Here is a 25,385-nt window from a genome sequence, read left to right on the forward strand (position 1 = left end):
CATAGTGCTTTGTTCAGTAGGCTAAGGTCTCTAACAATAGACAGATGTCATGGATGAGCATCATTTCAGATTTTATGCGCTGAGCTTATATCGAGTACAACAATGACAAGATTAGATTTTGCAATCATCGACCCGCATATTCATCAGTGGGATCCTTATCATACACCGCATTCAGCAGCCTTATTGGTCAAAGCTTTGGGGAAATATCCGAGGGTGATGGATCGAGTGGTCAGATTGGTCAAGCCTAAGCCGTTATTGGATAGTTTAGGTTTAACAGAATACGCATTGCGTCCTTATTTACCTGAGCATTATCAGGCAGACATTTCGCCATTTTTAGTCGAGAGTGTGGTGCATGTCGAAGCCAACTGGCATCATCACAAAGGCTTTGGCGTGGTTGAAGAAACGGATTGGATTCAGCAATTAAATTTTAAAGCACAGGGGCTAAAATTAGGCGCAATTGTTGCAACCGCCGATCCAAGAGATCGAAAATTCAAAGATATTCTTAAAGCACATCAGCAGGCGAGTCCACTTTTTCGCGGTATTCGTAAAATGGCGGCTTGGCATCAAGACAAGGGTGTTTACCGTTGGTGTGATCGGCCACATTTATATCAGAACAGGAGCTTTCTCAAAGGTTTTGAGCAGCTGGCAAAACTGGATTTATCTTTTGATGCTTGGGGCTATTCCACGCAATTAGCAGAAATCACCAGCTTGGCGAAACAATTTCCTGAAACGCGTATTGTGCTTGACCATCTGGCGACGCCTGTTGGTTTATTTGGAGCCGTGGGCAAGAAAACGGGAATGACACAATCGCAGCGTGATGCCATTTTTAAACAATGGCAACAGGATTTGGCACGACTCGCAGAGCAGAAAAATGTCCATGCCAAAATCTCAGGTTTGATGATGCCCGTATTAGGACACCGTTTTTATCAGCAAGATCAAACGGCAAGCATCGCAGAGATGGTGAGTTTACTAACCCCCATGATTCAACATGCAATTGCGGTATTTGGTACAGAGCGGATCATGTTTGCATCCAATTTTCCCATGGATAAGCCGAATGCTCGTTTAAATGACTTAATCCACGCCTATATTCAGATGCTGAGTCCTTATGGTGATCAGGCTTTGCATGCCATGTTTAGACAAAACGCTGCCAATTTTTATCAACTTCAAATAGAGTCATGATATGAAAAATTTTAATCAAAAAGTCGCTGCAATTACGGGCGCGGGATCTGGTATTGGGCAACAACTGGCGATTTTATTGGCACAGCAAGGCGCAGATTTAGCGCTGAGTGATGTCAATGAAAAAGGTTTGGCAGAAACACAGACATTGTTACAACGGTATCCAGTTAAAGTCACTGTGACGAAACTGGATGTCTCTGATCAACAAGCCGTTCGTGACTGGGCAGAAGACAGCTTCAAAGCACATGGCAAGATCAACCTGATTTTTAATAACGCAGGGGTGGCTTTAGCCAGTACGGTTGAAGGCATGAGTTATGAGGAACTAGAGTGGATTTTCAAGATCAATTTCTGGGGTGTAGTCTATGGCACCAAAGAGTTCTTGCCTTACCTCAAGCAAAGTGGAGAAGGACATGTTATTAATATTTCCAGTCTGTTTGGCTTAACTGCACAACCGACTCAAAGTGCCTACAACGCGACTAAATTTGCAGTTCGTGGTTTTACCGAAGCTTTAAGACAAGAATTAAAACTTCAAAATGATGGCGTGAGTTCGACCTGTGTGCATCCAGGAGGAATCCGTACCAATATTGCCAATAGCGCACGGATGAGTGACAGTATTCGGAGCTTAGGTATGAATCCAGCCAAAGCCAGTCAGGCATTTAATAAGGTTTTAAAAACACCACCAGAGCAGGCGGCCAAAGTCATTCTAGATGCGGTGAAAACGGATAAAGCACGGATCTTGATTGGCAATGATGCCAAAGTACTGGATCTGATTCAGCGTATTACACCGACGCATTATTCACATGCGCTGAGTTTCTTTAGCAAGAAAAGTAAGAAAAAGAGCGCTTAAAATTTCTGGCATGCACGAAAATATCTGAACTTAATAAGATGATGCAATGATTTTAAAAGCATAAAAGAAAGAAGCTTGCGCTGTACTTTCTTTTATGCCCATTTGGGTTAATCCAGACTTTCTACAATACTGATCATTACATCAGCACAATCTTTACGGGCAAGCCGTGCTTGAGTATATTCTTCTGAATGGTAACAAGCCTGCGCTGTTGCTAAGTCAGAGAATTTAATAATGACATGACGTTGATATTCTGTGCCTTCTAAGCAAGTCGAGTTGCCGCCTCTGGCAAGAAACGTTGCACCATATTTTTCAAAAGCCTGCGGTGCTAAAGCCATATATTGTTTATATTGCACCAGATCATGAATAGTAACGTGTGCAATCCAGTAAGCTGACATTCTTATATCCTTTTCTACTCTTTAAGGCTTTAACGGCATTTAGATTTCCGTTTGAATCATGAACTTTCCAAAATGTTTTTTGCCACTGAGGCCGCTTCAGCAATATGCTCAGCAACAGCCTGCTTGGCTTTATCAGCATCTTGATGCAAGTAAATGGCTTCACACATATTTTTGATACGTTGATAACCTGAAATTTCACGTTTGGTTGATTTCATGGTCATGGCTCGAAGACGGCTAATACGACCATTTAAACGTTGCACCACTTCCCACGCGATATAATGTTTCGCTGTGGTAAAAATTGTTTCATAGAGCTTTGCTGAGGTCGCAATAATCAAATTAATATCATCAGCAGCGAACGCTTGTTCAAGTTCTGCCAAGAGCTGTTTCAATTGCTGAGTGGTGTGATCGGTCAGATTTTGGGTACAGTCCGCAACTGCACTTTGCTCCAGTAAAAGACGAATCTCATAGATCTGTGACGCAATTTCCCAATCCAGCAACGAAACAATCGGCCCTTTATTGGGCAAGATTTCAACCAGACCCTCGGCTTCCAGATAGCGAATCACTTCTCGTACTACAGAACGGCTAACACCGAGTTCTTCACATAATGTACGTTCAACCAGCCTTTTCCCTGAAGGGAAATAACCCGTAATAATGGCATTACGCACTTTATCTAGACAAAGCTCGCGTAAAGTCACAGGCGGGTTTTCAATTTTAAGATTCATAGAAATTAGTTTTTCCATATTTCAGTAATGCAGAATTTTGTTACATGTTCCTTGCTAAAAATTAGCATAGCAAACTCTTGCTTTTTTTTCATTATGTATTATGGTATACCATAATACGAATGGCAAGATGTATTCTTAAACAAGGAAGAACAATGAATCTAATCCGTAAAACTGTGCTTCATGTGGAAACGACTTATATAGATGGCGGTAAAGAAGCATCGACACCTTTAAAAATGGTTGCAGCCGCTGCAGTGATTAAAAATCCATGGGCTGGTCAAGGTTATGTAGAAAACCTAAGCCCTGAAATTCGCCGTATTGCTCCAATCCTAAGTGAGCATTTAACCAAACTGATTCTTGATGAAGTTGGTTCAGGTGAAGCAGTAGAAGCATTTGGTAAAAGTGCTGTCGTTGGTTTAGAGGGTGAACTTGAACATGCTTCTGCGCTGATCCATACCTTGCATTTTGGTAATACCTACCGCAGTGCAGTCGGTGCAAAGTCTTATTTAGCATTTAACAATACACGTGGCCCCGCAAATGCGCCGATTCTAATTCCAATGATGGACAAAAATGATGAGGGACGTCGTTCTCATTATTTGACTTTACAGTTTGCAATCCCAGACGCACCCGCAGCTGATGAACTTGTGGTTGTGATTGGTGCAGCAACAGGTGGTCGTCCTCATCACCGTATTGGTGATCGTTATCAAGATTTGGAAGAGTTAGGTCATGATCTCAAAAACCCTGCAGCTGTCAAATAATCGTATTGCTCATTATTTTGAACAAGGCGAAGGAGAACCTTTGGTTCTGATCCATGGAGTTGGAATGCAAGCAGCAGCATGGTATCCACAAATTGATTTTTTTTCGAAACATTATCGAGTGATCTCGGTGGACATGCCAGGACATGGACAAAGTACAAAACTTGCAGATGGCGCACCTTTAAAAGCATTTGTTGATTGGACAATTGAATTTATTACAGCATTGAATCTGGGTGCAGTGAATTTAGCAGGGCATTCGATGGGTTCATTGATTACAACGGGGGTGAGCGCAACTCGCCCTGATTTGATCAAGCGAATGGCTGTATTAAATGGTGTATATAAACGTACAGCGATTGCTCGGGATGCTGTTGTCCATCGTGCAGAAGAGTTAAAAACGGGTCATATTGATATTGAAACACCATTACAACGTTGGTTTGGCGAAAGTGAAGCAGAGCAAATCGCTGCTGAGAGAGTGAAATCATGGTTGGAAAATGTGGATTTATCTGGTTATACCACGGCTTATTCGGCATTTGCACACGGTGATGAAACCTATGCAGATGATTGGGCAAAAATTAAATGTCCAGCATTGGTTTTAACTGGAACAGATGACCCAAATTCGACTGCCGAAATGGCAGTACAAATGGCGAGCCAAGCACAAAATGGCAAAGCCATCGTAATTGAAAATGAACGACATATGGTGAATTTGACCGCACCAGATAAAGTAAATAATGCAATGCAAGCATGGTTGGAAACCAGCGTCTAAGTTGCTTGATAAAGGAATAGGGCAATGAGTGAAATGGATACGATAAATAAAATACGTGAACTACGTGATGCCTTTGGGTCATTTATGACAGGCGTAACAGTAGTCACCACTTGTAAAGCAGATGGAACCCCGTTGGGCTTTACAGCAAACTCTTTTGCTTCGGTGTCTTTGGACCCAGCTTTGCTGCTCGTTAGCATTGCCAAGACATCGAGCAATTATCATAACTTTGCAGATGCTTCACACTTCGCGATCAATATTTTGGCAGAAGAGCAAAAGGATGTTTCAAATACATTTGCTCGTCCAAGTGATGACCGTTTTGCTAATTTGGCATGGAGCAAAAGTGCTTTCCAAAACCCTTTGATTGATCATGTCAGCGCTTGGTTTGATTGCACCACCTATCAAATCGTTGATGCTGGTGATCATGCAATTCTAATTGGTAAAGTGGAAAACTTTGCTTCGGCAGGTTTTGCAGGTTTGGGGTATTACCGTGGTGGTTATTTCACACCAGCAAAACTTTCGGCAGAAGTTATTTCAGGGCCAAAAGTTGTAATTAGTTCCATTATTGGACATGAAAATAAAATTTTATTGGAACAAACGGCCGATCAAAAATGGACGATTCCTCATCTCTTGGTTGAGAAGGATGGTGCAGATAAAGCACTTGAAAAAATCTTTGCTGCTTATCAACCAGATGCTTCTGCCAGCTTTATCTATTCAGTTTATGAAAATATAGAGAATCAGCAACAGTACATATCATTTTTATGTAATACCCCCATCGCCAATGCGACCAAAGGTCAGTTTGTTGATTTGAATGATTTAGATCAACTTAGTTTTGTAGATAGTGCTTTGCAAAGTATGTTGATGCGCTACCGTAAAGAAAATCATCTCAAAACCTATGGGGTTTATTACGGTAATCAAACCAGCGGTACGGTTCGTCAAATTGTTAAAGAGGAAGTTTAACTATGCGTTTTTCATTATTTGTACACATGGAACGTGTTTCTGATCAACAAACGCAGAAGCAGCTCTATGATGAAATGATCGAACTTTGCCAGATTGCTGACCAAGGTGGGATGCATGCAATTTGGACGGGTGAGCATCATGCGATGAATTTTACCATTGCACCGAATCCCTTTATTAACCTTGCTGATATTGCGAATAAAACCAAGAATGTTCGTTTGGGTACAGGAACCGTCGTAGCACCATTCTGGCATCCGATTAAACTTGCAGGTGAAGCAGCTATGACGGACATTATTAGTAATGGTCGTTTGGATATCGGTATCGCACGTGGGGCTTATTCATTTGAATATGAACGAATGGTGCCAGGTATGGATGCATGGGGTGCAGGTCAGCGTATGCGTGAAATGATTCCTGCAGTGAAGAACCTATGGAAAGGCGATTATGAGCATAATGGTGAGTTTTGGCAGTTCCCAAAAACCACGTCTGCGCCTCAACCATTGCAACAACCCCATCCACCAATTTGGGTTGCGGCGCGTGATCCGAATAGCCATGAGTTTGCAGTTGAAAATGGCTGTAACGTTCAAGTGACTCCATTGCACTTTGGGGATGATGAAGTCGAAAAATTGATGGGACATTTTAATGCAGCTTGTGAAAAGTTTGCAAATGTACCACGTCCTGAAATTATGTTATTGCGCCATACTTATGTCGCCGATAGTGAAGAAGATGCACAAGTTGCAGCAGATGAAATTAATGCATTCTATAACTATTTTGGCGCATGGTTTAAAAATGAGCGTGAAATTACCCAAGGTCTAATCGCTCCGATTAGCAAACAAGAAATGGCTGAACACCCATTCTATTCAGCAGAAGCGATGCGTAAAAATAATGTGATTGGTCAAGCACAAGAAGTGATTGATCGCTTAAAAGCTTATGAAGCAATGGGTTATAACGAGTATTCATTCTGGATTGATACAGGAATGAGCTTTGAACGTAAAAAAGCATCGTTACAACGTATGATCAACGAAGTGATGCCCGCATTTGCATAGGAGAGAAGACGATGACTTCTCAATTTCAGTTGTACATCAATGGTCAGTTTGAGGATGGTGCTGCTCAATTCGACAGTATTAATCCTGCAACAGGACAAGTTTGGGCAAAAATGCCTGAAGCACGTACAGATGAAGTCAATCGCGCAGTTGTTGCGGCATCTCAGGCTCTGCAAGATGCAGCTTGGGCTGGTTTAACCGCCTCACAGCGTGGAAAACTGTTGTATAAACTTGCTGATTTAATCGAAAAAAATGCACCGCAACTGGCTCAGTATGAAACTAGTGATACGGGCAAGATCATCCGTGAAACGTCGAGCCAAATTACCTATGTAGCGGAATATTATCGTTATTACGCAGGGATTGCCGACAAGCTTGAAGGTAGTTATTTACCGATTGATAAGCAGGATATGCAGGCATGGACAATCCGCGAACCTGTCGGTGTGATTGCAGCGATTGTACCGTGGAATAGTCAGTTATTTCTCTCGGCAGTCAAGTTGGGGCCCGCTTTGGCCGCTGGATGTACTGTTGTACTGAAAGCATCAGAAGAGGGTCCAGCACCGTTATTGGCTTTTGCACGCTTAGTACATGAAGCAGGTTTTCCTGCGGGTGTGGTCAACGTCATTACAGGTTTTGGTCCTGAATGTGGGGCGGTGTTAAGCAGTCATCCAGATATTGCACATGTGGCATTTACGGGAGGCCCTGAAACAGCACGGCATATTGTGCGTAATTCGGCTGAGAATCTGGCGAAAGTATCACTTGAGTTAGGTGGCAAATCCCCGTTTATTGTATTCGCTGATGCGGATCTGCAAAGTGCGGTCAATGCTCAAGTTGCGGCAATTTTTGCAGCAACAGGACAGAGTTGTGTTGCTGGTTCACGATTATTGGTTGAAGACAGTATAAAAGATGATTTTTTACAGCGTCTAGTTGAGCGAGTGCAGACCATTAAAATTGGTTTACCTGAAGACATGGCAACCGAATACGGGCCGTTATGCACATTACGTCAACGTGAAAAGATTGAGCAGGTGGTGGCCAGCTCAATTCAGCAAGGTGCGAAATTATTAACTGGCGGAAAATCATTGGCAAGAGAGGGATATTACTATCCTCCAACGATTCTGGATTGTAGTGATGTCCCACAAGCAGATTGCGTCATGACTGAGTTATTTGGTCCGGTTTTATCTGTGGTGAGTTTTGGTACTGAGGCAGAAGCGATTCAAAACGCCAACAATACCCCTTATGGACTGGCAGCAGGAGTGTTTACCAACAACTTAAACCGCGCGCATCGTATGACCAAAGCTATTCGTTCAGGCATTGTCTGGTTGAATACTTATCGTGCTGTTTCTCCATTGGCGCCGTTTGGTGGTCATGGTTTATCGGGTCATGGTCGTGAAGGTGGTTCAGATGCTGTGCTGGATTACACCACCACAAAAACGGTTTGGTTACGTACCTCGGATCAACCGATTGATGATCCTTTTGTAATGCGTTAACGCTGCAAAAGGTCGAGTTCAGGATTTCTATTTCAAGGATGAAAACATGAAAATGCAGAACGCTGAAATTACATAAATCTCAGGCTGGGTGAGAAAAGTTAGATTTTGTTGAGCATCTATTATGCATCGACTGTACCTGTTTTATCTTTTTTTCCTGGCTTTCATGCATATCGCTCAACCAAGGGCTGCAAACAATAGAAATAAATGTCAGGCCGTCTGGATATGGCACTGGCAAGGCAGGTTGTGAAACCTACGTTTACTCTCACGAATTGATATTGAGGAAATGAGTTCCTCAAAGAGAGATTAAGGATATGAGCCAAAATGAGAAAAATGCTTTCGCGATAGAGAGTCATTCAATTGATTATGTTGATCCTTCCGAGCGTCACGGAAAAGTTCGGGATTTATTTACCTTATGGTTTTGTACCAATATTGCACCCTTGGCTGTGATTACCGGTGCAATGTCCATGCTAACCTTTAAATTAAGCCTAATTAGTGCCTTGCTCGCAATTTGTTGCGGTCATTTTTTTGGTGCTGCTATTCTGGCACTCACTTCAGCTCAGGGACCACAGGTGGGTATTCCACAAATGATTCAGAGCCGTGCACAGTTTGGACGTTATGGTGCCTTACTGGTTGTATTGTTTACCACGTTAATTTATCTCGGTTTTTTTATTTCCAATATTATTCTTTCTGGGAAAACATTGCATACCGTTGTGCCCGCTATTCCTGTTCCAACTGCGACGGTGATGGGTGCGATTGCTGCAACCACAATCGGGATTGTGGGCTATCATCTGATTCATAAGTTCAACAAGATTGGCACTTGGTTTATGGGCGGTTCATTGTTAATCGGCCTCATGATCATGATTCCGCATATCAATGCAGAGGTGTTGGCAAAAGGCTCGTTTAATCTGAAAGGCTGGTTTGCCATGTTTGGTTTATGTGCAGTCTGGCAAATCAGTTTCTCTCCTTATACCTCAGATTATTCAAGATATTTACCTAAAAGTATCGGGATTTATAAGCCCTTTATCTATACCTATTTAGGCGCCGCGCTTGGTACGATCTTTGCGATGAGCTTTGGGACGGTTGCGGTGAGTATTGGCTCAACTACAGATGCCATGGAAGCCGTTAAATCTGGAACAGGACTGTTTGGCTATGTGTTGATGATTTTATTCCTGTGCAATATTATCGGACATAATGCCATGAATTTATATGGTGCAGTGCTGTCTTGTATCACCTCGATTCAAACTTTTGCTGGGCAGTGGATACCAAGTAAAAAAGTGCGGATCAGTCTGTCCATTATTGTTTTAATTCTGGCGACCTGTACTGCACTGTGGGCTTCGAGCAACTTTATCAGTTTCTTCCTCAATGTCATTTTTGCCTTGTTGTTTATTCTGGTTCCTTGGGTATCGATTAACTTGCTGGATTTCTATGTCATCAATAAGAAATCTTATGATATTCCTTCTATTTTCGCTCAGGATGGAGGTATCTACGGTAAATTCAATGTCAAAGCTTTAACCGCGTATTTCTTCGGTATCGTGATTCAGATTCCGTTCCTTACCAATGCTTTCTTTACGGGGCCATTCGCCAATATCGTTCCTGATGTCGATATTTCATGGGTCATTGGTTTAGTGGTGAGTTTCGTGGTGTATTACGCCTTTAATCTCGGAAAGATTAAGTGTAATCGCCCTGCATTTAATGCAAATGCATAAGCGGAACAGGATGATAAAGGAATCTAGAATATGAAAAAAATTGATTTGCAGTTCGCCCTAACTACCGTTTTGCTGAGTATGATCTCATCAAGTTATGCGGGGATCAGTTTTGGAGATGCAACTACCAATGCTGGCAAGTTGACGATATCGGGTTATGTACGTGCCAATTATCAAGATAAGGATTTTGGTGAAGCAGCCTCTGAACATAAAATCAGTTTTGATGCTGCACAGCTCAAACTGGACTATGAACGTGGGCAGTTATTTGGACATGCTGAATATCGTTGCTATCAATACGATAGCTTATGTGATTTTTCGAGTCTGATCGATGCTTATGTTGGTTATCATCTGAATCAGACTGACCAACTGGTGGTGGGAATGCAAGCTATTCCTTTTGGACCTGCACGATTCTGGGGTAACAGTTTAAATGGCAGTATCAATACTACAGCTGGTTTAGAAGATGTGCATAACCTTGGTTTAAATTATCATTTTGAATTACCGAGCGCGACTCAATTCGATGTCGGTTATTTTGCGACAGATGCCGGTCATTACCAAGGTAGTACGCGAGATTCTGGACGCTATACTGCCAATTATGTGGGCTCAAATGACAGGACTAAAAGTGAGCTACAAGAAAAAAATATGTGGGTGGGGCGTATAACACAAGATATCTTTTTAGGAATAACTGGCTTAAGCACCCAAGTGGGTGGCTCTTACTGGACTTCGGAAATTGAAAATAAAACCATGTCTCAAACAGGAAGACGTCATGCCTGGGCACTATTTAGCAAATTTAATTATGGCAATCTGGGACTGACATTAACGAGTGGGAAAAATGATGTCACGAACAAAGACTCGATTGACTCAAGAGCTTCACTCATGGGTTCATATGACAGCGAATATTACGTTGCCAATAAAGCAACTTATTATACGGCTGATATTGGCTATGCTTTTAAAGATGTTAAACAGATTGGCAATATTACGCCTTATCTTATGCATAGCCGCTACAACAAAGATCAGGCTGGCGCACAGGATTCGACCCGTAATATTCTGGGTGTCGCAATCGACCATAAACAGCTTTCTTTGGTTGCTGAATATATCATGAGTAAAAATGATCCCTTTATTGGTGGAACTCAAGACTCACTGGCGATGGGTGATGATGGGAAGTGGAACAAATTATTAAACCTAACATTGTTCTATTACTTTTAGGATCATTAAGTACATTCGGGTGACCGAAAATTTTTTTCATGATTTATTTGGTATGCCATAATACAAGATGGGTGGTTTTTCAGACTTTTAATTAGCTGTTGAACTATTCCAACATCAGTACAGGATAACGTGTATGCAACTTCAACAAATGCAACTATTCCACCAACAAGCGCTTATCGCTGGACAGTGGTGTGATGCTGACAATCAGCAAACTTCAGTGATTTATAATCCTGCGACACAAGAAATGATCGGTACTGTGCCGAATATGGGGAAGGCTGAAGCGGATCGTGCCATTCAGGCTGCTGTGAAGCATTGGGCAGTATGGAAAAATAAAACAGCTAAAGATCGTTCCATTATTTTAAAAAAATGGTTTGATCTCATGGTTGCACATGCCGATGAACTGGCATTTATTTTTACCAGCGAGCAAGGTAAGCCTTTAACAGAAGCTAGAGGCGAAATTCTCTATGCCGCCAGTTTTGTGGAGTGGTTTGCTGAAGAAGCCAAACGGGTTTATGGGGATACCATTCCAAGTCCTTATCCTGATGCACGGATTATCGTCAGTAAACAACCTATTGGGGTCATTGCTGCGATTACCCCTTGGAACTTTCCAGCAGCCATGATTACCCGTAAAGTTGCACCCGCTTTGGCAGCAGGATGTCCATGTATTGTCAAACCTGCACCAGAAACTCCTTTTACGGCTTTAGCTTTGGTTGATCTTGCTGTTCAAGCAGGCATTCCTGCAGAAATTTTTAGTGTCATCACTGGAGATGCCGTGAGCATAGGTGATGCAATTTTTGAGAGTGATGATGTACGCAAATTCACCTTCACGGGATCAACACCTGTAGGGAAATTGCTTTACCAGCGTTCAGCTCAGACTTTGAAGAAAGTCTCTCTCGAGTTAGGCGGTAATGCACCGTTTATAGTCTTTGATGATGCAGATTTAGATGCTGCGATTGAGGGTGCATTGATTGCCAAATATCGCAACGCTGGGCAAACCTGTGTTTGTGTCAATCGGTTTCTGGTTCAGGAAGGTATTTATGAACGCTTCATTACGGCATTAACTGACAAAGTGAATGCTTTTGCCATTGGTAATGGACTCGTAGCTGGAAATGAGATTGGTCCTTTAATTAATAGCAATGCAGTGAAAAAAGTTGAAGCTCATGTTGCCGATGCTTTGGCAAAAAACGGGCGCTTAATTACGGGCGGCAAGCGTCATCAGGTAGGGGAGCTGTTTTATGAACCGACCATTATTGCCGATGCAACCACTGAAATGGATGTTGCCACCCAGGAAACCTTTGGACCTTTAGCCGCTATTTTTAAATTCGAAACTGAACAGCATGCCATCGAGATGGCGAATGCGACTGAATTTGGTCTAGCAGCTTATTGTTATACCAAAGATTTGGGGCGGGCATGGCGTATGAGTGAACAACTGGAATATGGCATGGTGGGAATCAATAAAGGTTTAATTTCCAATGAAGTTGCTCCTTTTGGCGGGATTAAACATTCAGGTTTAGGCCGTGAAGGATCAAAATACGGTATCGAAGATTATCTTGAAATAAAATACACCTTATTTGGAGGATTGAATCCATGAGCAATGAAAAATTTGAAAAAGGTTTAGCAATCCGTAAACAGGTACTTGGTGAAAGCTATGTCAATAATTCAATCAATAATGCGGATGACTTTAACTTACCCTTACAGGAGTTAGTCACAGAATATTGTTGGGGAGCTATCTGGGGGCGTGAGGAATTAAGTAAACCAGAACGCAGCATGATCAATTTGGCTATGATTTCAGCGCTCAATCGTCCGCATGAACTTAAACTTCATGTCAAAGGCGCATTACGGAATGGTGTGCCAAAAGAAAAAATCCGTGAAGTACTGTTACAGGTTGCAATTTACTGTGGTGTGCCAGCTGCGGTTGATAGTTTCCGTATTGCAAAAGAAGCGATTCAAGAATATGAACAGGAAAATAATTAGGTTTTCTGTTGATTGCGAAGATCTTAGATCCAGATGAATGAAAGCATTACTCATTGGCAAACAAGGAGCGTTATATGGTGAGCAATGCTTTCACTTAAATCTTATAAAACTAGCTATCATTTGCAAGAGATAGGGCAAAATTGTCCCATCTTGTCGGTTTTAAAGGGTTTAGTCGTAGTGTGGTGAACGATAAGAAGAAAAAAGATTTGAAAACTAAACTCAGATGATCGGGTGTCATGCGATTTTAAAAAAGTAAATCTTCACTGCTTAAGATAGATTGTTATAACTTGCAGTAGCCGCTCCTTATTTGAGATAGATGTCTATTGCAAAGCTTGTAAAACGATATCACTACAATTCTAAAGCGATGTTGGTGCAAAAATAATTCAAAATGTTTCAAGAAGATTAAAAAGTGATCCAAAATAGGGTTTACTATTTATTTAATAAATGTTGAATTGGTTTACATACCGCCAGTTTATTCGGTTTTGTGCTCTGATTGGTGTAAATTATTGCCCATGCCAAAGCACTTTTTTAAAGTACGTCAGCAAATCCATTTTTTGTACATTCGAGAGAGAGTCTAAAGAGTAAAGTATGTCTGTGAACCTTAGTAAAATCAAAAAACCTTTATATATTCACTATGCTGGAAACGCTCTTTTAGAACTCCCTTTGTTAAATAAAGGCTCTGCTTTTTCGGAAGAAGAACGAGAGAATTTTAACTTGCATGGTCTAGTTCCGTACAATATTGAGAATATTGAAGAGCAGACTCAGCGTTCGTATCAGCAGTACCTTTCCTTCGATAGTGACTTGAATAAGCATATTTATTTGCGAAATATTCAAGACACCAATGAAACTCTGTTCTATAACTTATTGAGTCAGCATTTAGATGAAATGCTGCCGATCATTTATACCCCAACAGTTGGTGAAGCCTGTCAGCGCTTTTCGGATATCTACCGCCGTCACCGTGGTATTTTTATCTCTTATCCAGAGCGCCAATACATCGATCAAATTATCCATAACGTCAACAAGAAAAACGTTAAAGTGATTGTAATTACTGACGGTGAACGTATCTTAGGTCTTGGCGATCAGGGTATTGGTGGCATGGGGATTCCAATTGGCAAATTGTCACTCTATACCGCATGTGGTGGGATTAGTCCTGCTTATACTTTGCCGATCACCATTGATGTCGGTACCAATAACCAAGAATTGCTTGATGATCCAATTTATATGGGGTGGAAACAGCCGCGTATCCGTGGTGAGCAATATTATGAATTTGTTGAGCAAATTATTACGGCAGTACGTCAGCGTTGGCCAGATGTGCTGATTCAATTTGAAGATTTTGCGCAAACCAATGCCATGCCTTTATTGACTCAGTACCGCGATAAAATTTGCTGTTTTAATGATGATATTCAAGGCACGGCAGCAGTCACTGTTGCGACCCTCATTGCTGCCTCAAGGGCACAAGGCAAACAACTGAAAGACCAAACGGTTACTTTTGTTGGCGCAGGCTCAGCAGGTTGTGGTATTGCTGAACAGATCGTTAGGCAGATGATGGATGAAGGTCTGAGTGACCATGAAGCACGTTCGCGTATCTTTATGGTGGATCGTTTCGGTTTGATGACCGATCAACAACCAAACTTACTCGATTTTCAGCAAAAACTTGCTACACCCGTCAATGCAATCAGCACTTGGGAATATACAGGTGACAATGTTGCTTTGTTGGACGTGGTCAAGAATGCCAAACCAAGTATCTTGATTGGGGTTTCTGGGCAGGCAGGTTTGTTTAGTGAAGAAGTCATCAAAACCTTAGCTAAATATTATAAGCATCCGATTGTATTGCCATTATCGAACCCGACTTCACAAGTTGAAGCACAACCTAAAGATATTATTGAGTGGACGCAAGGTGCTGCAATTGTGGCAACAGGGAGTCCTTTTGCACCGATCTATTATCAAGGCAAGGTGTATAGCATTGCACAGTGTAATAACTCCTATATTTTCCCTGGGATTGGCTTAGGTGTGATTGCTTGTGGTGCAACCCATATCAGTGACTCGATGTTAATGGCTGCAAGTACAGCTTTGGCAGATTGTTCACCACGTTTGAAAAATGCCGCAGCGGATTTATTACCAAATATCAACGATATTCAACAGGTGTCTAAGTTTATTGCCTTTAAAGTGGCAAAAGCTGCTATGGCTGATGGCTTGGCGGTACCGTTGAGTAATGATGTGTTGAAACAAGCGATTGAAGATAATTTTTGGACACCAGAATATCGTAACTACCGCCGTGTTAGTTATTAAGCCATCCATTGATAAAAAAAGGGACTCTAGCTAGAGTCCTTTTTTTAGGTCTTATAGGTGGAAAGTAAAATACTGGTTTCACTATTGTAAATCCCTGAAATATTTCGGATTCGTTCCAGCGCTTTATCAAAGTTTTCTAAACTGTCAGATTGCAACTCAACCAGAATATCCCATTTACCATTAGTGGTATGCAGTCGTTCAACGGCTGATTCTAAACGTAACTCTCGAATTACCGCCTGTGCTCGTGTACCTTCTACCATAATATTCATCCATGCCCGAATAATATTTTTTTCAGCATTGGGACGGAAACGCACGGTATAGCCCGTAATGATCCCCGTTGATTCCATATATTCAATTCGTTTCTGCACAGTTGCACGAGACACTCGTGTTTTTGCTGCCAAGTCGGTAATGGACATCCGTGCATTGTCTTTGAGTAAGCCTAATATAATATGATCGATATTGTTCATTTTGATTCTTTCTATTAGCAAATTGATAAAAAATAATTCATTTTAATCATTATAACGAATTTTGTGAATCAATTTGATTCTTAATAATAATAACAATACAACACCCCAAGCATTTTCACTTCGGCACGAAAGACGCTGAATGCACATCAGGGAGGATGGGGGTAGGACGCCCTTAAACAAAGGGAATCTGTGAATAACAGGGACAATTGATTAATTAAGGAATAGATGATGTCTTTATCATATGCGGCTCAAAATGGCAGTGCTTGGCAAACTTTTCTCACTCAAGTAGATCGAGTGGCACCTTATTTGGATGCGGACCTCAGTAACTTTGTCAACACACTGAAAACCCCAAAGCGTACGCTTATCGTTGATGTTCCAATCGTGATGGACGATGGTTCAATTCGCCATTTTGAAGGTTACCGTGTACAGCACAATTTATCACGTGGTCCGGGTAAAGGCGGTATCCGCTATCACCAAGATGTTGAACTGAATGAAGTCATGGCTTTGTCTGCATGGATGACCATTAAAACCGCAGTGCTGAACCTACCGTTCGGTGGTGCCAAAGGTGGTATTCGTGTTAATCCGAAAGAACTTTCACCGCGTGAATTAGAACGTTTAACTCGTCGTTTCACCAGTGAAATCAGTCCAATCATTGGTCCTCAAATTGATATTCCTGCGCCAGATGTCGGCACCAATGCCAACATTATGGGCTGGATGATGGATACCTATTCAAGTATCAAAGGTCATACCGTAACAGGTGTGGTCACAGGCAAACCTGTACATTTAGGTGGTTCACTGGGTCGTGTTCGTGCAACAGGCCGTGGTGTATTTGTCACAGGTATGCAGGTTGCGGAACGCATTAAATTACCGATTGAGGGCAGCAAAGTTGCTGTGCAAGGCTTCGGTAACGTCGGAAATGAAGCCGCTTATTTGTTTAGCCATGCAGGCGCAAAAATCGTTGTTGTACAAGACCATACCGGTACCATTTTCAATGCAGAAGGCTTAGATGTTAAAGCATTGCAAAAGCATGTGGTTGAAACTGGTGGCGTGATGGGCTTTGTTGACTCAAGCGTGATTTCAGATGAAGAATTCTGGACGGTTGATATGGACATTCTGATTCCTGCGGCATTGGAAGGTCAGATTACGGTTGAACGTGCACAAAAATTGAAAGCGAAAATCGTACTTGAAGGTGCGAATGGTCCAACCTATCCAGAAGCAGATGATGTATTTGTCAGTCGCGACATTACCGTTGTCCCTGACGTGATTTGTAACGCGGGTGGTGTAACTGTCAGTTATTTTGAATGGGTTCAAGATATGGCGAGTTACTTCTGGACCGAGGATGAAATCAATGAACGTCTTGATAAGTTGATGATCCAAGCGATTGCGGATGTTTGGAACACGGCAGCACAGAAGGAATGTAGCTTACGTACCGCAGCGTATATTTTGGCATGTGAACGTATTCTGAAAGCGCGTAAAGAACGCGGTATTTTCCCAGGTTAAGTCATTTATAAAATTATAGTGAAGGGCTTGTTGAGCATTTAACAAGCCTGAAGATTAAACAGGAAGTGAGTAAATAAAATGAGCGAAGTCGCAATTACACGTAGCAATTTTAATGATTGGATGGTTCCCGTTTTTGCCCCAGCAAATTTCATTTTAGTGCGTGGCGAAGGGTCACGTCTTTGGGATCAAAACGATAAAGAATATATTGATTTTGCTGGTGGTATCGCGGTAAATGCCTTGGGTCATGCACATCCTGTTGCAGTAAAAGCCTTAACTGAACAAGCGCAAAAACTTTGGCACATTGGGAATGGTTATACCAACGAGCCTGTATTACGCCTTGCGAAACAATTGGTGGATAGCACCTTTGCAGACAAAGTATTTTTCTGTAACTCTGGTGCAGAAGCGAACGAAGCAGCATTAAAACTGGCACGTAAAGTCGGTTTACTCAGTGGTAATCCAAACAAGAACCAGATTGTTGCATTTAAAAATGCCTTCCACGGTCGTACTTTATTTACCGTAACGGCGGGTGGTCAGCCAAAATATTCTCAAGATTTTGCACCATTACCGGGTGGCATTGAACACACTGCATTTAATGACCTTGAAGCAGCAAAAGCAGCAATCACTGAAAATACTTGTGCCGTGATTGTCGAGCCAATTCAGGGTGAAGGTGGCGTTCTGCCAGCAGATATCGAATTCTTAAAAGGCTTACGTGCGCTCTGTGATGAAAAAGGTGCCGTGCTGATTTTTGATGAAGTACAAACGGGTGTCGGTCGTACAGGTTCATTGTATGCCTATATGAACACTGGAGTAACACCAGACATTCTCACTACGGCAAAAGCATTGGGTGGTGGTTTCCCGATTGGTGCAATGATTACGACAGATCATTATGCCAACATGTATGCAGTCGGTGATCACGGTACAACCTATGGCGGAAATCCATTGGCTTGTGCAGTTGCTGGCGCGGTATTTGAATTTATCAATACACCAGAAGTGTTAGACGGCGTTAAACAACGTCATCAATATTTCATCGATGCCTTAAACAAAATCAATGCTGAGTATGGATTGTTTAAAGAAATCCGTGGTCAAGGTTTGTTAATCGGTTGTGTATTGAAAGATGAACATGCTGGCAAAGCGAAGAATATCGTGACCTTAGCGGGTGAAGAAGGGCTATTGGCCTTAGTAGCGGGTGCAGATGTAGTACGCTTTACTCCTTCATTGATCATTCCTCAACACGATATTGATGAAGGTCTAAGCCGTTTTGTTCGTGCATTAGCACGTCTCTAAGTCTGCTGTGAGCATCTGCCCATGATGATTGTTCGACATGCAGCGCATCGGGACTTAGATGATATTTATCGTTTAGCGCAACGAGCGGGGGAGTCTGGCATTGGCCTGACTTCCTTACCACAAAATAAAGACATCTTGGCTGAACGTATTACACGTACCACTCGCACTTTAGACGGCTTATCCGAAAAGTGCGAGGCAAGTTATCTATTTGTATTGGAAGATACCAGCATTCACAAAATTGTGGGTGTGAGTGCAATTGAAGTTGCGGTCGGGTTGAATGAGCCGTTCTACAACTTTCGTGTGGCCAAACAGGTGCATGCCTCTAAAGCTTTAAATGTGTATAAGACTTTAGACACCTTGTTTTTAAGTAATGACCATACTGGGTGTAGCGAACTCTGTACCTTGTTCCTTGATCCTGAATATCGCAAAAACCAAAACGGCAAATTTTTATCCAAAGTTCGTTTTCTGTTTATTGCCGCATTCCGCTCTTTTTTCGAAGAAAGATTGATTGCTGAAATGCGTGGTTTCTCGGATCAAAACGGACAGTCACCGTTTTGGGATTCCTTGGGCTATTTATTCTTCAATATGGATTTTGCTGCCGCAGATTATCTCAGTGGTGTGGGGCAAAAAGCCTTTATTGCAGAGTTAATGCCGAGATTTCCAGTCTACGTAGATTTGCTGAGCTCAGAGGCGCGTGAGGTGATTGCAGAAGTACACCCACATACGCTGCCTGCGGCAAAAGTGTTGATGTCAGAAGGGCTTAAATATCAAGGTTATGTTGATATTTTCGATGCTGGGCCAACACTGGAAGCCAATACGGCTGAGTTACGGGCGGTGAAAGAGAGCCGCTTGCTTAAAGTCAAACTGACCGAGCAAGTCGAAAGTACTGAGACACATTTTTTGGTTGCCAATGACCAATACCAAGATTACGCCGTGTTGCTGATCAATAACAAAGTTGATGAAAGTGAGACTTTGTATATCACAGCAGCACAAGCACAGGCACTGAATATTGCTGAACACGATCAAGTCCGTGTTTTAGCATTAGAAAAAATGGAGAACAACTAATGTCACAAGGTGCATTATTAATTGATGGTGCTTGGGTTCAAGGACAAGGAACCGCATTTGAAAAAACCAATCCAGTCAGCAATCAGCAAATTTGGGCGGGGCATGAAGCAAGCCCAGCCGATGTTGAACAGGCATGCGATGCAGCGCGTCAGGCATTTCCTGCATGGGCACGTTTGCCACTAGAACAGCGTATCGCGACAATTGAACGCTTTGCTGGATTATTAGAACAAAATAAAACCCAATTGGCCGAAGTGATTAGCCAAGAAACCAGTAAACCACTTTGGGAAACTTTGACCGAAGTACAATCGATGATTGGTAAAGTAGCGATTTCGATTCGTGCTTATCATCAACGGACAGGTTTTAGCGAAACTGAAATGCCAGATGGTGTTGCTTCACTACGTCATCGTCCACATGGTGTTCTCGCCGTATTTGGCCCGTATAACTTCCCGGGTCATTTGCCAAACGGTCATATTGTGCCTGCATTGATTGCGGGTAATACCGTGGTGTTTAAACCAAGTGAACTCACGCCTTGGACGGCTGAAGAAACTGCAAAATTATGGCAGCAAGCCGGTCTACCAAACGGTGTGCTGAATATCGTACAAGGTGGACGCAGCACGGGTGAGGCACTCGCAGCAGCTGAACAAATTGACGGTTTGTTGTTCACAGGCAGTGCCAACACTGGTTACCACTTGCATAAACAAATGGCAGGTGCTCCTGAAAAAATCCTTGCTTTGGAAATGGGTGGTAATAATGCCCTGATCATTGATGAAGCCAGTGATATTGATGCTGTAGTGAATCTCGCGATTCAATCCGCTTTTGTTTCCGCAGGGCAACGTTGTACTTGTGCACGCCGTATTATTGTCAAGCAGGGTGCCAATGGTGATGCTTTCATTCAACGTTTTGTTGAAGTCGCGAAGAACTTAGTCGTGGGAAGCTGGAATGCTGAACCGCAACCCTTTATGGGTGGGGTGATTTCTGCTCATGCAGCAGAACAAATGTTGGTAGCGCAAAGTAAACTGATTGCTTTGGGTGCAAAACCATTATTAGAAATGACTCGTCCACAAGCCGATAGTTCATTACTCACGGCGGGTATTTTAGATGTTACTCAGGTGACCGATATTCCTGATGATGAATACTTTGGTCCACTCACCACGATTTATCGCTATAACAGTTTCGATGAAGCCTTGAATATTGCCAATAACACGCGCTTTGGTTTGGCAGTGGGCTTGGTTTCACCAGAGCGTAATTTATTTGATCGTGTACTGATTGAAGCGCGTGCAGGCATTGTGAACTGGAATAAACCATTAACAGGTGCATCAAGTGCCGCACCATTTGGCGGTGTTGGGGCGTCGGGTAATCATCGTGCCAGTGCCTTCTATGCAGCAGACTATAGTGCATGGCCTATGGCTTCACTGGAAAGTGACAGCATTACTTTACCTTCAAAATTATCACCGGGCATTGTGCTGTAAGTCGGCTCGTATCGGGACACAGGGAGAATAAAATGTCAGGTTATGAAATTAATTTTGATGGTTTAGTGGGGCCGACGCATCATTATGCAGGCTTATCATTTGGTAATGTTGCATCAACCAAGAACCGTAATAACGCGTCAAATCCTAAGTTGGCTGCAAAACAAGGCTTGAAGAAAATGAAAGCCCTCGCGGACTTAGGCTTGAAGCAGGGTGTGTTTGCCCCACAAGAGCGTCCGCATGTACCAACGTTACGCCGTTTGGGTTTTACGGGCAGTGATATTGATGTCATTACCCAAGCGATGCGTACTGCGCCAGCTTTATTATCTTCGCTGAGTTCTGCTTCTTCGATGTGGACGGCCAACTCATGTACGGTGTCGCCATCGGCAGATAGTGCTGATAAACGCATGCATTTTACCGCTGCAAACTTAAATAATAAGTTCCATCGATCAATTGAGCATCATACGACCACGCGTATTCTTCAAGCGATGTTCAATAATGATGTATATTTCGCGCACCACGAAGCACTGCCAGAAGCCGCCTTGTTTGGAGATGAAGGCGCAGCCAATCATAATCGCCTTGGTGGTGGATATGATCAGGCGGGTGTGCAGGTTTTTGTTTATGGACAGCAACAACTCGGTGGAACGGTTGCACCGCAGAAATTCCCTGCGCGTCAAACTCGCGAGGCAAGTGAAGCGATTGCCCGTTTGCATCGTCTGGATGCGAAACGAACCGTGTTCATTCAGCAAAATCCAGATGTGATTGATCAAGGTGTATTTCATAACGATGTGATTGCGGTGAGTAATCAACAGGTCTTGTTCCATCATCAGCAAGCCTTTTTAAATCAAGCTGATGCATTGAATGAAATTCGTCACAAGATGGCGGGGATCGAACAAGATTTTATCTCGATTGAAGTCCCTGACAATCGTGTCAGTGTTGAAGATGCAGTCTCGACTTATTTGTTCAACAGCCAGATTTTGACCCGTGCAGATGGTGGCATGAGCATTGTGGTACCAGAGGAATCACGTCACAACAAGGCGGTATGGAGCTACTTGAATGACATGATTCAAATGGGTACGCCAATTGATGACATCAAGGTGTTTGATCTACGTGAAAGTATGCGTAATGGCGGTGGACCTGCATGTTTGAGATTACGTGTTGCCGTGAATGAAGCGGAACTGAATGCGGTGAACCCAAACCTGTTTATGAATGATGCATTATTCAAAACGCTGAATCAGTGGGTGGATCAGCATTATCGTGATGAGTTAACACAAGACGATTTGGCCGATCCAAGTTTATTGATCGAGAGCCGTACCGCATTAGATGAGTTAACCAAAATTTTAGCTTTAGGTTCGGTTTATCACTTCCAAAGATAAACAGTAAACAACGGCTTTTAAGGATGAAAGTACATGGTTGATCTATTAACGTTGACTTTAACGCAACGAATGCCTGTGCAGATGCAAGGTGAGACGACGGGATTTACATGGCAGTGGTTGGGTGAAGGGCTATTGCAATGTACACCGAAGACAAACTATGGAAAGACCATGCTGCTTTCTGCTGGGATTCATGGCAATGAAACTGCACCGATCGAGCTATTGGACCAAATTATTCATGACCTATTTGCCGAGCGTTTAACGCTTGCAGTACGGGTACTGTTTGTGTTGGGGAATCCTGAAGCGATTCGACATGGGATGCGCTATCTTGAAAATGATATGAACCGCATGTTTTGTGGTGCCTATCAGCACTTAGCCCAAGATCAGGAAACCGAACGGGCTGCTCACTTAGAGCAAGTAACAGCACAGTTTTTTGAACAAAGTCAGCCGCAAGCACAGCGCTATCATTATGATCTGCATACGGCAATTCGTGCCTCATTGCTGCCTGTTTTTGCCCTATTTCCATATCAAAGCAAGCCTTATGATGAGTTCCTCATTCAAAGTCTAGAGGCTGCTGATTTGGATGCTTTGGTCTATCACAATGCCGCAGGCAAAACCTTTACTCACTTTACGGCTGAAAAATTTCAAGCAGCGAGTAGTACTTTGGAGCTAGGCAAGGCCAAACCTTTTGGAGCCAATGATTTAGCCCAATTTTCCAGTACTGACCAGATGCTGCGCGCAGTTCTTGCAGATCAAGCATTGCCGATCAGACAGAAATCCGACATTCGCCAGTTTAAGGTGGTGGATTCAATTTTAAAACAAAGTGAAGATTTTCAACTCAAATTGAGTGCTGACGCACCAAACTTTTCTACTTTTCAGAAAGGCGAGTTGATTGCAACACAGCAGGCTGGGGATTATGTCGCACATGATCAACAAATCTGGATTTTATTTCCAAACCCTAAGGTAAAAACAGGGCTTCGGGCTGGACTGATTTTAAAAGAAATTGAATAAACAGTCGCCGCTTTAACAGTTTAACTGTCGGCAAGGAATAGATGAAATGGAGTTTGAATATGGATGTTCAATAGAACAAAGCGTGTCAAAGAATATCGTTTAGATATTCGTTTTTATGAAAGTGAAACAGCAAGGACAGGTTGTCATAAGAATACAGTTGGAGTGACCGTGTATGAGTAACAATAACGAAAAGACATTTCCCTCAGGCCAAGCCCTGAGTGGACAATATGTACCACAGCAGGATGTTGCCAGTTTATCGGAAACTTCGAGCGCAGAGATTGAAGTGGGTAAACCATTGAAACGTGCCATGACCAAACGTCATTTGGTGATGATTTCTTTAGGTGGTGCAATTGGAACAGGGCTGTTTTTAGGCTCTGGCGATGTCATTTCTCAGGCTGGTCCAGTCGGTGCGATTCTCTCTTACCTATTGGGTGGTGTAATTGCATACATGGTGATGTTGTGTTTAGGTGAACTCGCTGTACAAATGCCAGTTTCAGGTTCTTTTGGTGAATATGCCAGAACTTATATTGGCCCAGGCACAGGCTATATGATCACGTGGTTGTATTGGCTAACGTGGACTGCAACTTTGGGGACTGAATTTACCGCTGCGGCTCTACTGATGCAGGAATGGTTTCCGTCTATTTCCATGTGGACGTGGACCTTATTATTTGCAGGGCTGGTGTTTAGCTTGAATGTCAGTTCGACACGGCTATTTGCTGAGTCAGAGTTCTGGCTGTCTTTGGTTAAAGTTCTGACTATTATCTGTTTTATTGGGTTGGGTTTAGCCGCTATCTTTGGCTTTATTTCTTATCATGGGCATGAGTCTGCACCGCTGTTCAGTAAGTTGACGGAACATGGTTGGTTTCCAAATGGTATTTTCCCAATTTTCGCGACCATGTTGATCGTGAACTTTGCATTCTCTGGCACAGAGTTGATTGGTGTCGCGGCAGGTGAAGCAGAAGAACCTGCGAAAACAGTACCTAAAGCCATCAATGCCGCGATCTGGCGTTTATTGATTTTCTTTGTGGGTACCATTGTGGTGATTTGTGCATTACTGCCTTTTGAAATGGCAGGTATAAATGCCAACAGTGTCAGTAATAGCCCATTCGTTACCGTATTTAATTATATTGGTATTCCATATGCGGAAGATATTATCCGTTTTGTGATTATTACGGCACTTTTATCTGCTGCAAACTCAGGTTTATTTGCTGCATCGCGGATGATGTGGTCATTGTCTGCAAAGAATCAGTTGCCGAAGGTGTTTTCAAAATTAACCCGTTCAGGGACGCCAATTATTGCGATTATTGTGACCATGTTTGGCGCGATTCCAGGGTTATTATCGGAACATTTTGCACCTGAAACGATTTTCAAAAATTTATTGGGTGTTGCCGCTTTTACTATGGTGGTGGTATGGATTTCGATATGTGTTTCCCAATTTAATTTCCGCAGACAATGGATCAAATCGGGTAAAACAGTCAAAGACCTAAAATTTGCTGCACCATTATTCCCACTCACCCCGATTTTAGGTGGTGTATTCTGCGTGATCACCTGTATTAGTATGGTGACCGATCCATCGATGCAAGTCGGTTTTGTCTGTTGTGTCCTGTTTATTATCGCCTGCTATGCGAGCTACAATATTTTTTATAAAAACAAAACCGTTTAAATAAAAAAATCATTTAAAATAATTATATAGGCGAATAGGTTGTAGGTGTGATCTGCAACCTATTCGTCTTTTTTATGTATGATAATAGGGCTGCTGTGCGCTCGGTGATAGACTACCCGTACCTGAGTTTTGTTCTTTCTGATAAAGACGAAATAAGCCATCAACTAATAGGATTGAGAATGCTTTTAGATGATGATTTGTTTACATATTGTGTAAGAAATACAGTCCGTGGTTGTGATTGCAAAAATAAAAGG

At 42.5% G+C, this 25,385-nt stretch carries 22 protein-coding genes; 19 read left to right on the plus strand and 3 right to left on the minus strand.

Features of this window, described 5'->3' with window-relative positions; all coding sequences use genetic code 11:
* Positions 1–102: 102 nt before the first annotated feature.
* On the plus strand, positions 103–1,179 hold the full coding sequence (locus tag F885_RS04145; RefSeq protein ID WP_005321775.1) for an amidohydrolase family protein: 1,077 nt from the start codon (positions 103–105) through the stop codon (positions 1,177–1,179).
* Between the two features lies 1 nt (position 1,180).
* The gene (locus tag F885_RS04140; RefSeq protein ID WP_005321779.1) at positions 1,181–2,023 is read left to right on the plus strand and encodes an SDR family NAD(P)-dependent oxidoreductase; all 843 of its coding nucleotides are present in this window, start codon (positions 1,181–1,183) and stop codon (positions 2,021–2,023) included.
* A 107-nt stretch (positions 2,024–2,130) separates the two neighbouring features.
* On the opposite strand, the gene F885_RS04135 is transcribed toward F885_RS04140, so the two are convergent.
* Both F885_RS04135 and F885_RS04130 read right to left on the minus strand, forming a co-directional pair.
* The gene (locus tag F885_RS04135; RefSeq protein ID WP_005321783.1) at positions 2,131–2,418 is read right to left on the minus strand and encodes a DUF1330 domain-containing protein; all 288 of its coding nucleotides are present in this window, start codon (positions 2,416–2,418) and stop codon (positions 2,131–2,133) included.
* A gap of 56 nt (positions 2,419–2,474) precedes the next feature.
* A complete protein-coding gene (locus tag F885_RS04130; RefSeq protein ID WP_032859758.1) occupies positions 2,475–3,140 on the minus strand; it encodes a GntR family transcriptional regulator in 666 nt (221 codons plus the stop codon).
* A 152-nt stretch (positions 3,141–3,292) separates the two neighbouring features.
* Here F885_RS04130 and F885_RS04125 point away from each other — a divergent pair, with 152 nt between their 5' ends.
* From F885_RS04125 to F885_RS04080, 10 genes are all read left to right on the plus strand, one after another.
* A complete protein-coding gene (locus F885_RS04125) occupies positions 3,293–3,895 on the plus strand; it encodes an amino acid synthesis family protein (RefSeq protein ID WP_005321788.1) in 603 nt (200 codons plus the stop codon).
* Positions 3,864–4,655 (plus strand): alpha/beta fold hydrolase, encoded by a 792-nt coding sequence (locus tag F885_RS04120; protein WP_005321791.1) that lies wholly within the window; start codon positions 3,864–3,866, stop codon positions 4,653–4,655. Before F885_RS04125 ends, F885_RS04120 begins: the two co-directional genes overlap by 32 nt.
* A 24-nt stretch (positions 4,656–4,679) precedes the next feature.
* On the plus strand, positions 4,680–5,612 hold the full coding sequence (gene tgnA / locus F885_RS04115; RefSeq protein ID WP_005321794.1) for a flavin-dependent trigonelline monooxygenase reductase component: 933 nt from the start codon (positions 4,680–4,682) through the stop codon (positions 5,610–5,612).
* A 2-nt stretch (positions 5,613–5,614) separates the two neighbouring features.
* Positions 5,615–6,652, plus strand: a complete 1,038-nt coding sequence (gene tgnB / locus F885_RS04110) for a flavin-dependent trigonelline monooxygenase oxygenase component (RefSeq protein WP_005321796.1) — start codon at positions 5,615–5,617, stop codon at positions 6,650–6,652.
* A gap of 11 nt (positions 6,653–6,663) precedes the next feature.
* The gene (gene tgnC / locus F885_RS04105; RefSeq protein WP_005321799.1) at positions 6,664–8,133 is read left to right on the plus strand and encodes a (Z)-2-((N-methylformamido)methylene)-5-hydroxybutyrolactone dehydrogenase; all 1,470 of its coding nucleotides are present in this window, start codon (positions 6,664–6,666) and stop codon (positions 8,131–8,133) included.
* Positions 8,134–8,444: 311 nt separating this feature from the next.
* A complete protein-coding gene (locus F885_RS04100) occupies positions 8,445–9,839 on the plus strand; it encodes a purine-cytosine permease family protein (protein WP_005321802.1) in 1,395 nt (464 codons plus the stop codon).
* Positions 9,840–9,869: 30 nt separating this feature from the next.
* On the plus strand, positions 9,870–11,039 hold the full coding sequence (locus F885_RS04095; RefSeq protein ID WP_005321805.1) for a hypothetical protein: 1,170 nt from the start codon (positions 9,870–9,872) through the stop codon (positions 11,037–11,039).
* A 133-nt stretch (positions 11,040–11,172) separates the two neighbouring features.
* Positions 11,173–12,630: an NAD-dependent succinate-semialdehyde dehydrogenase gene (locus F885_RS04090; protein ID WP_005321807.1), complete on the plus strand. Its 1,458-nt coding sequence runs from the start codon at positions 11,173–11,175 to the stop codon at positions 12,628–12,630.
* On the plus strand, positions 12,627–13,013 hold the full coding sequence (locus F885_RS04085; RefSeq protein WP_005321809.1) for a carboxymuconolactone decarboxylase family protein: 387 nt from the start codon (positions 12,627–12,629) through the stop codon (positions 13,011–13,013). Before F885_RS04090 ends, F885_RS04085 begins: the two co-directional genes overlap by 4 nt.
* Positions 13,014–13,601: 588 nt before the next feature.
* Positions 13,602–15,302, plus strand: coding sequence for an NAD-dependent malic enzyme (locus F885_RS04080; RefSeq protein ID WP_005321811.1), 1,701 nt, complete (start codon positions 13,602–13,604; stop codon positions 15,300–15,302).
* A 44-nt stretch (positions 15,303–15,346) separates the two neighbouring features.
* Here the strand turns inward: F885_RS04080 and F885_RS04075 are convergent, their stop codons facing one another.
* Positions 15,347–15,769 carry an Lrp/AsnC family transcriptional regulator gene (locus F885_RS04075; protein WP_004654809.1) on the minus strand — a complete coding sequence of 141 codons (423 nt, stop codon included), beginning with the start codon at positions 15,767–15,769 and terminating at the stop codon, positions 15,347–15,349.
* Between the two features lie 225 nt (positions 15,770–15,994).
* Between F885_RS04075 and F885_RS04070 the strand changes: the two genes are divergently transcribed.
* The 7 genes from F885_RS04070 to F885_RS04040 all read left to right on the plus strand — a co-directional run bounded on the left by F885_RS04070 (position 15,995) and on the right by F885_RS04040 (position 25,131).
* Positions 15,995–17,269 carry a Glu/Leu/Phe/Val family dehydrogenase gene (locus F885_RS04070; protein ID WP_171068222.1) on the plus strand — a complete coding sequence of 425 codons (1,275 nt, stop codon included), beginning with the start codon at positions 15,995–15,997 and terminating at the stop codon, positions 17,267–17,269.
* 78 nt (positions 17,270–17,347) lie between these two features.
* Entirely contained in the window at positions 17,348–18,553 is a 1,206-nt protein-coding gene (locus F885_RS04065; protein ID WP_005321815.1) for an aspartate aminotransferase family protein, read from the plus strand.
* 21 nt (positions 18,554–18,574) lie between these two features.
* Positions 18,575–19,618 carry an arginine N-succinyltransferase gene (gene astA / locus F885_RS04060; RefSeq protein ID WP_005321823.1) on the plus strand — a complete coding sequence of 348 codons (1,044 nt, stop codon included), beginning with the start codon at positions 18,575–18,577 and terminating at the stop codon, positions 19,616–19,618.
* Entirely contained in the window at positions 19,618–21,087 is a 1,470-nt protein-coding gene (gene astD / locus F885_RS04055) for a succinylglutamate-semialdehyde dehydrogenase (RefSeq protein ID WP_005321824.1), read from the plus strand. The genes astA and astD overlap by 1 nt, the downstream gene beginning before the upstream one ends.
* Positions 21,088–21,119: 32 nt before the next feature.
* The gene (gene astB, locus F885_RS04050; protein WP_004805489.1) at positions 21,120–22,460 is read left to right on the plus strand and encodes an N-succinylarginine dihydrolase; all 1,341 of its coding nucleotides are present in this window, start codon (positions 21,120–21,122) and stop codon (positions 22,458–22,460) included.
* A 33-nt stretch (positions 22,461–22,493) separates the two neighbouring features.
* A complete protein-coding gene (gene astE / locus F885_RS04045) occupies positions 22,494–23,468 on the plus strand; it encodes a succinylglutamate desuccinylase (RefSeq protein ID WP_005205137.1) in 975 nt (324 codons plus the stop codon).
* Positions 23,469–23,640: 172 nt separating this feature from the next.
* A complete protein-coding gene (locus F885_RS04040) occupies positions 23,641–25,131 on the plus strand; it encodes an amino acid permease (RefSeq protein ID WP_005321825.1) in 1,491 nt (496 codons plus the stop codon).
* Positions 25,132–25,385 lie beyond the last annotated feature (254 nt).

The organism is Acinetobacter higginsii (assembly GCF_000369845.1).
GTDB lineage: Bacteria > Pseudomonadota > Gammaproteobacteria > Pseudomonadales > Moraxellaceae > Acinetobacter > Acinetobacter higginsii.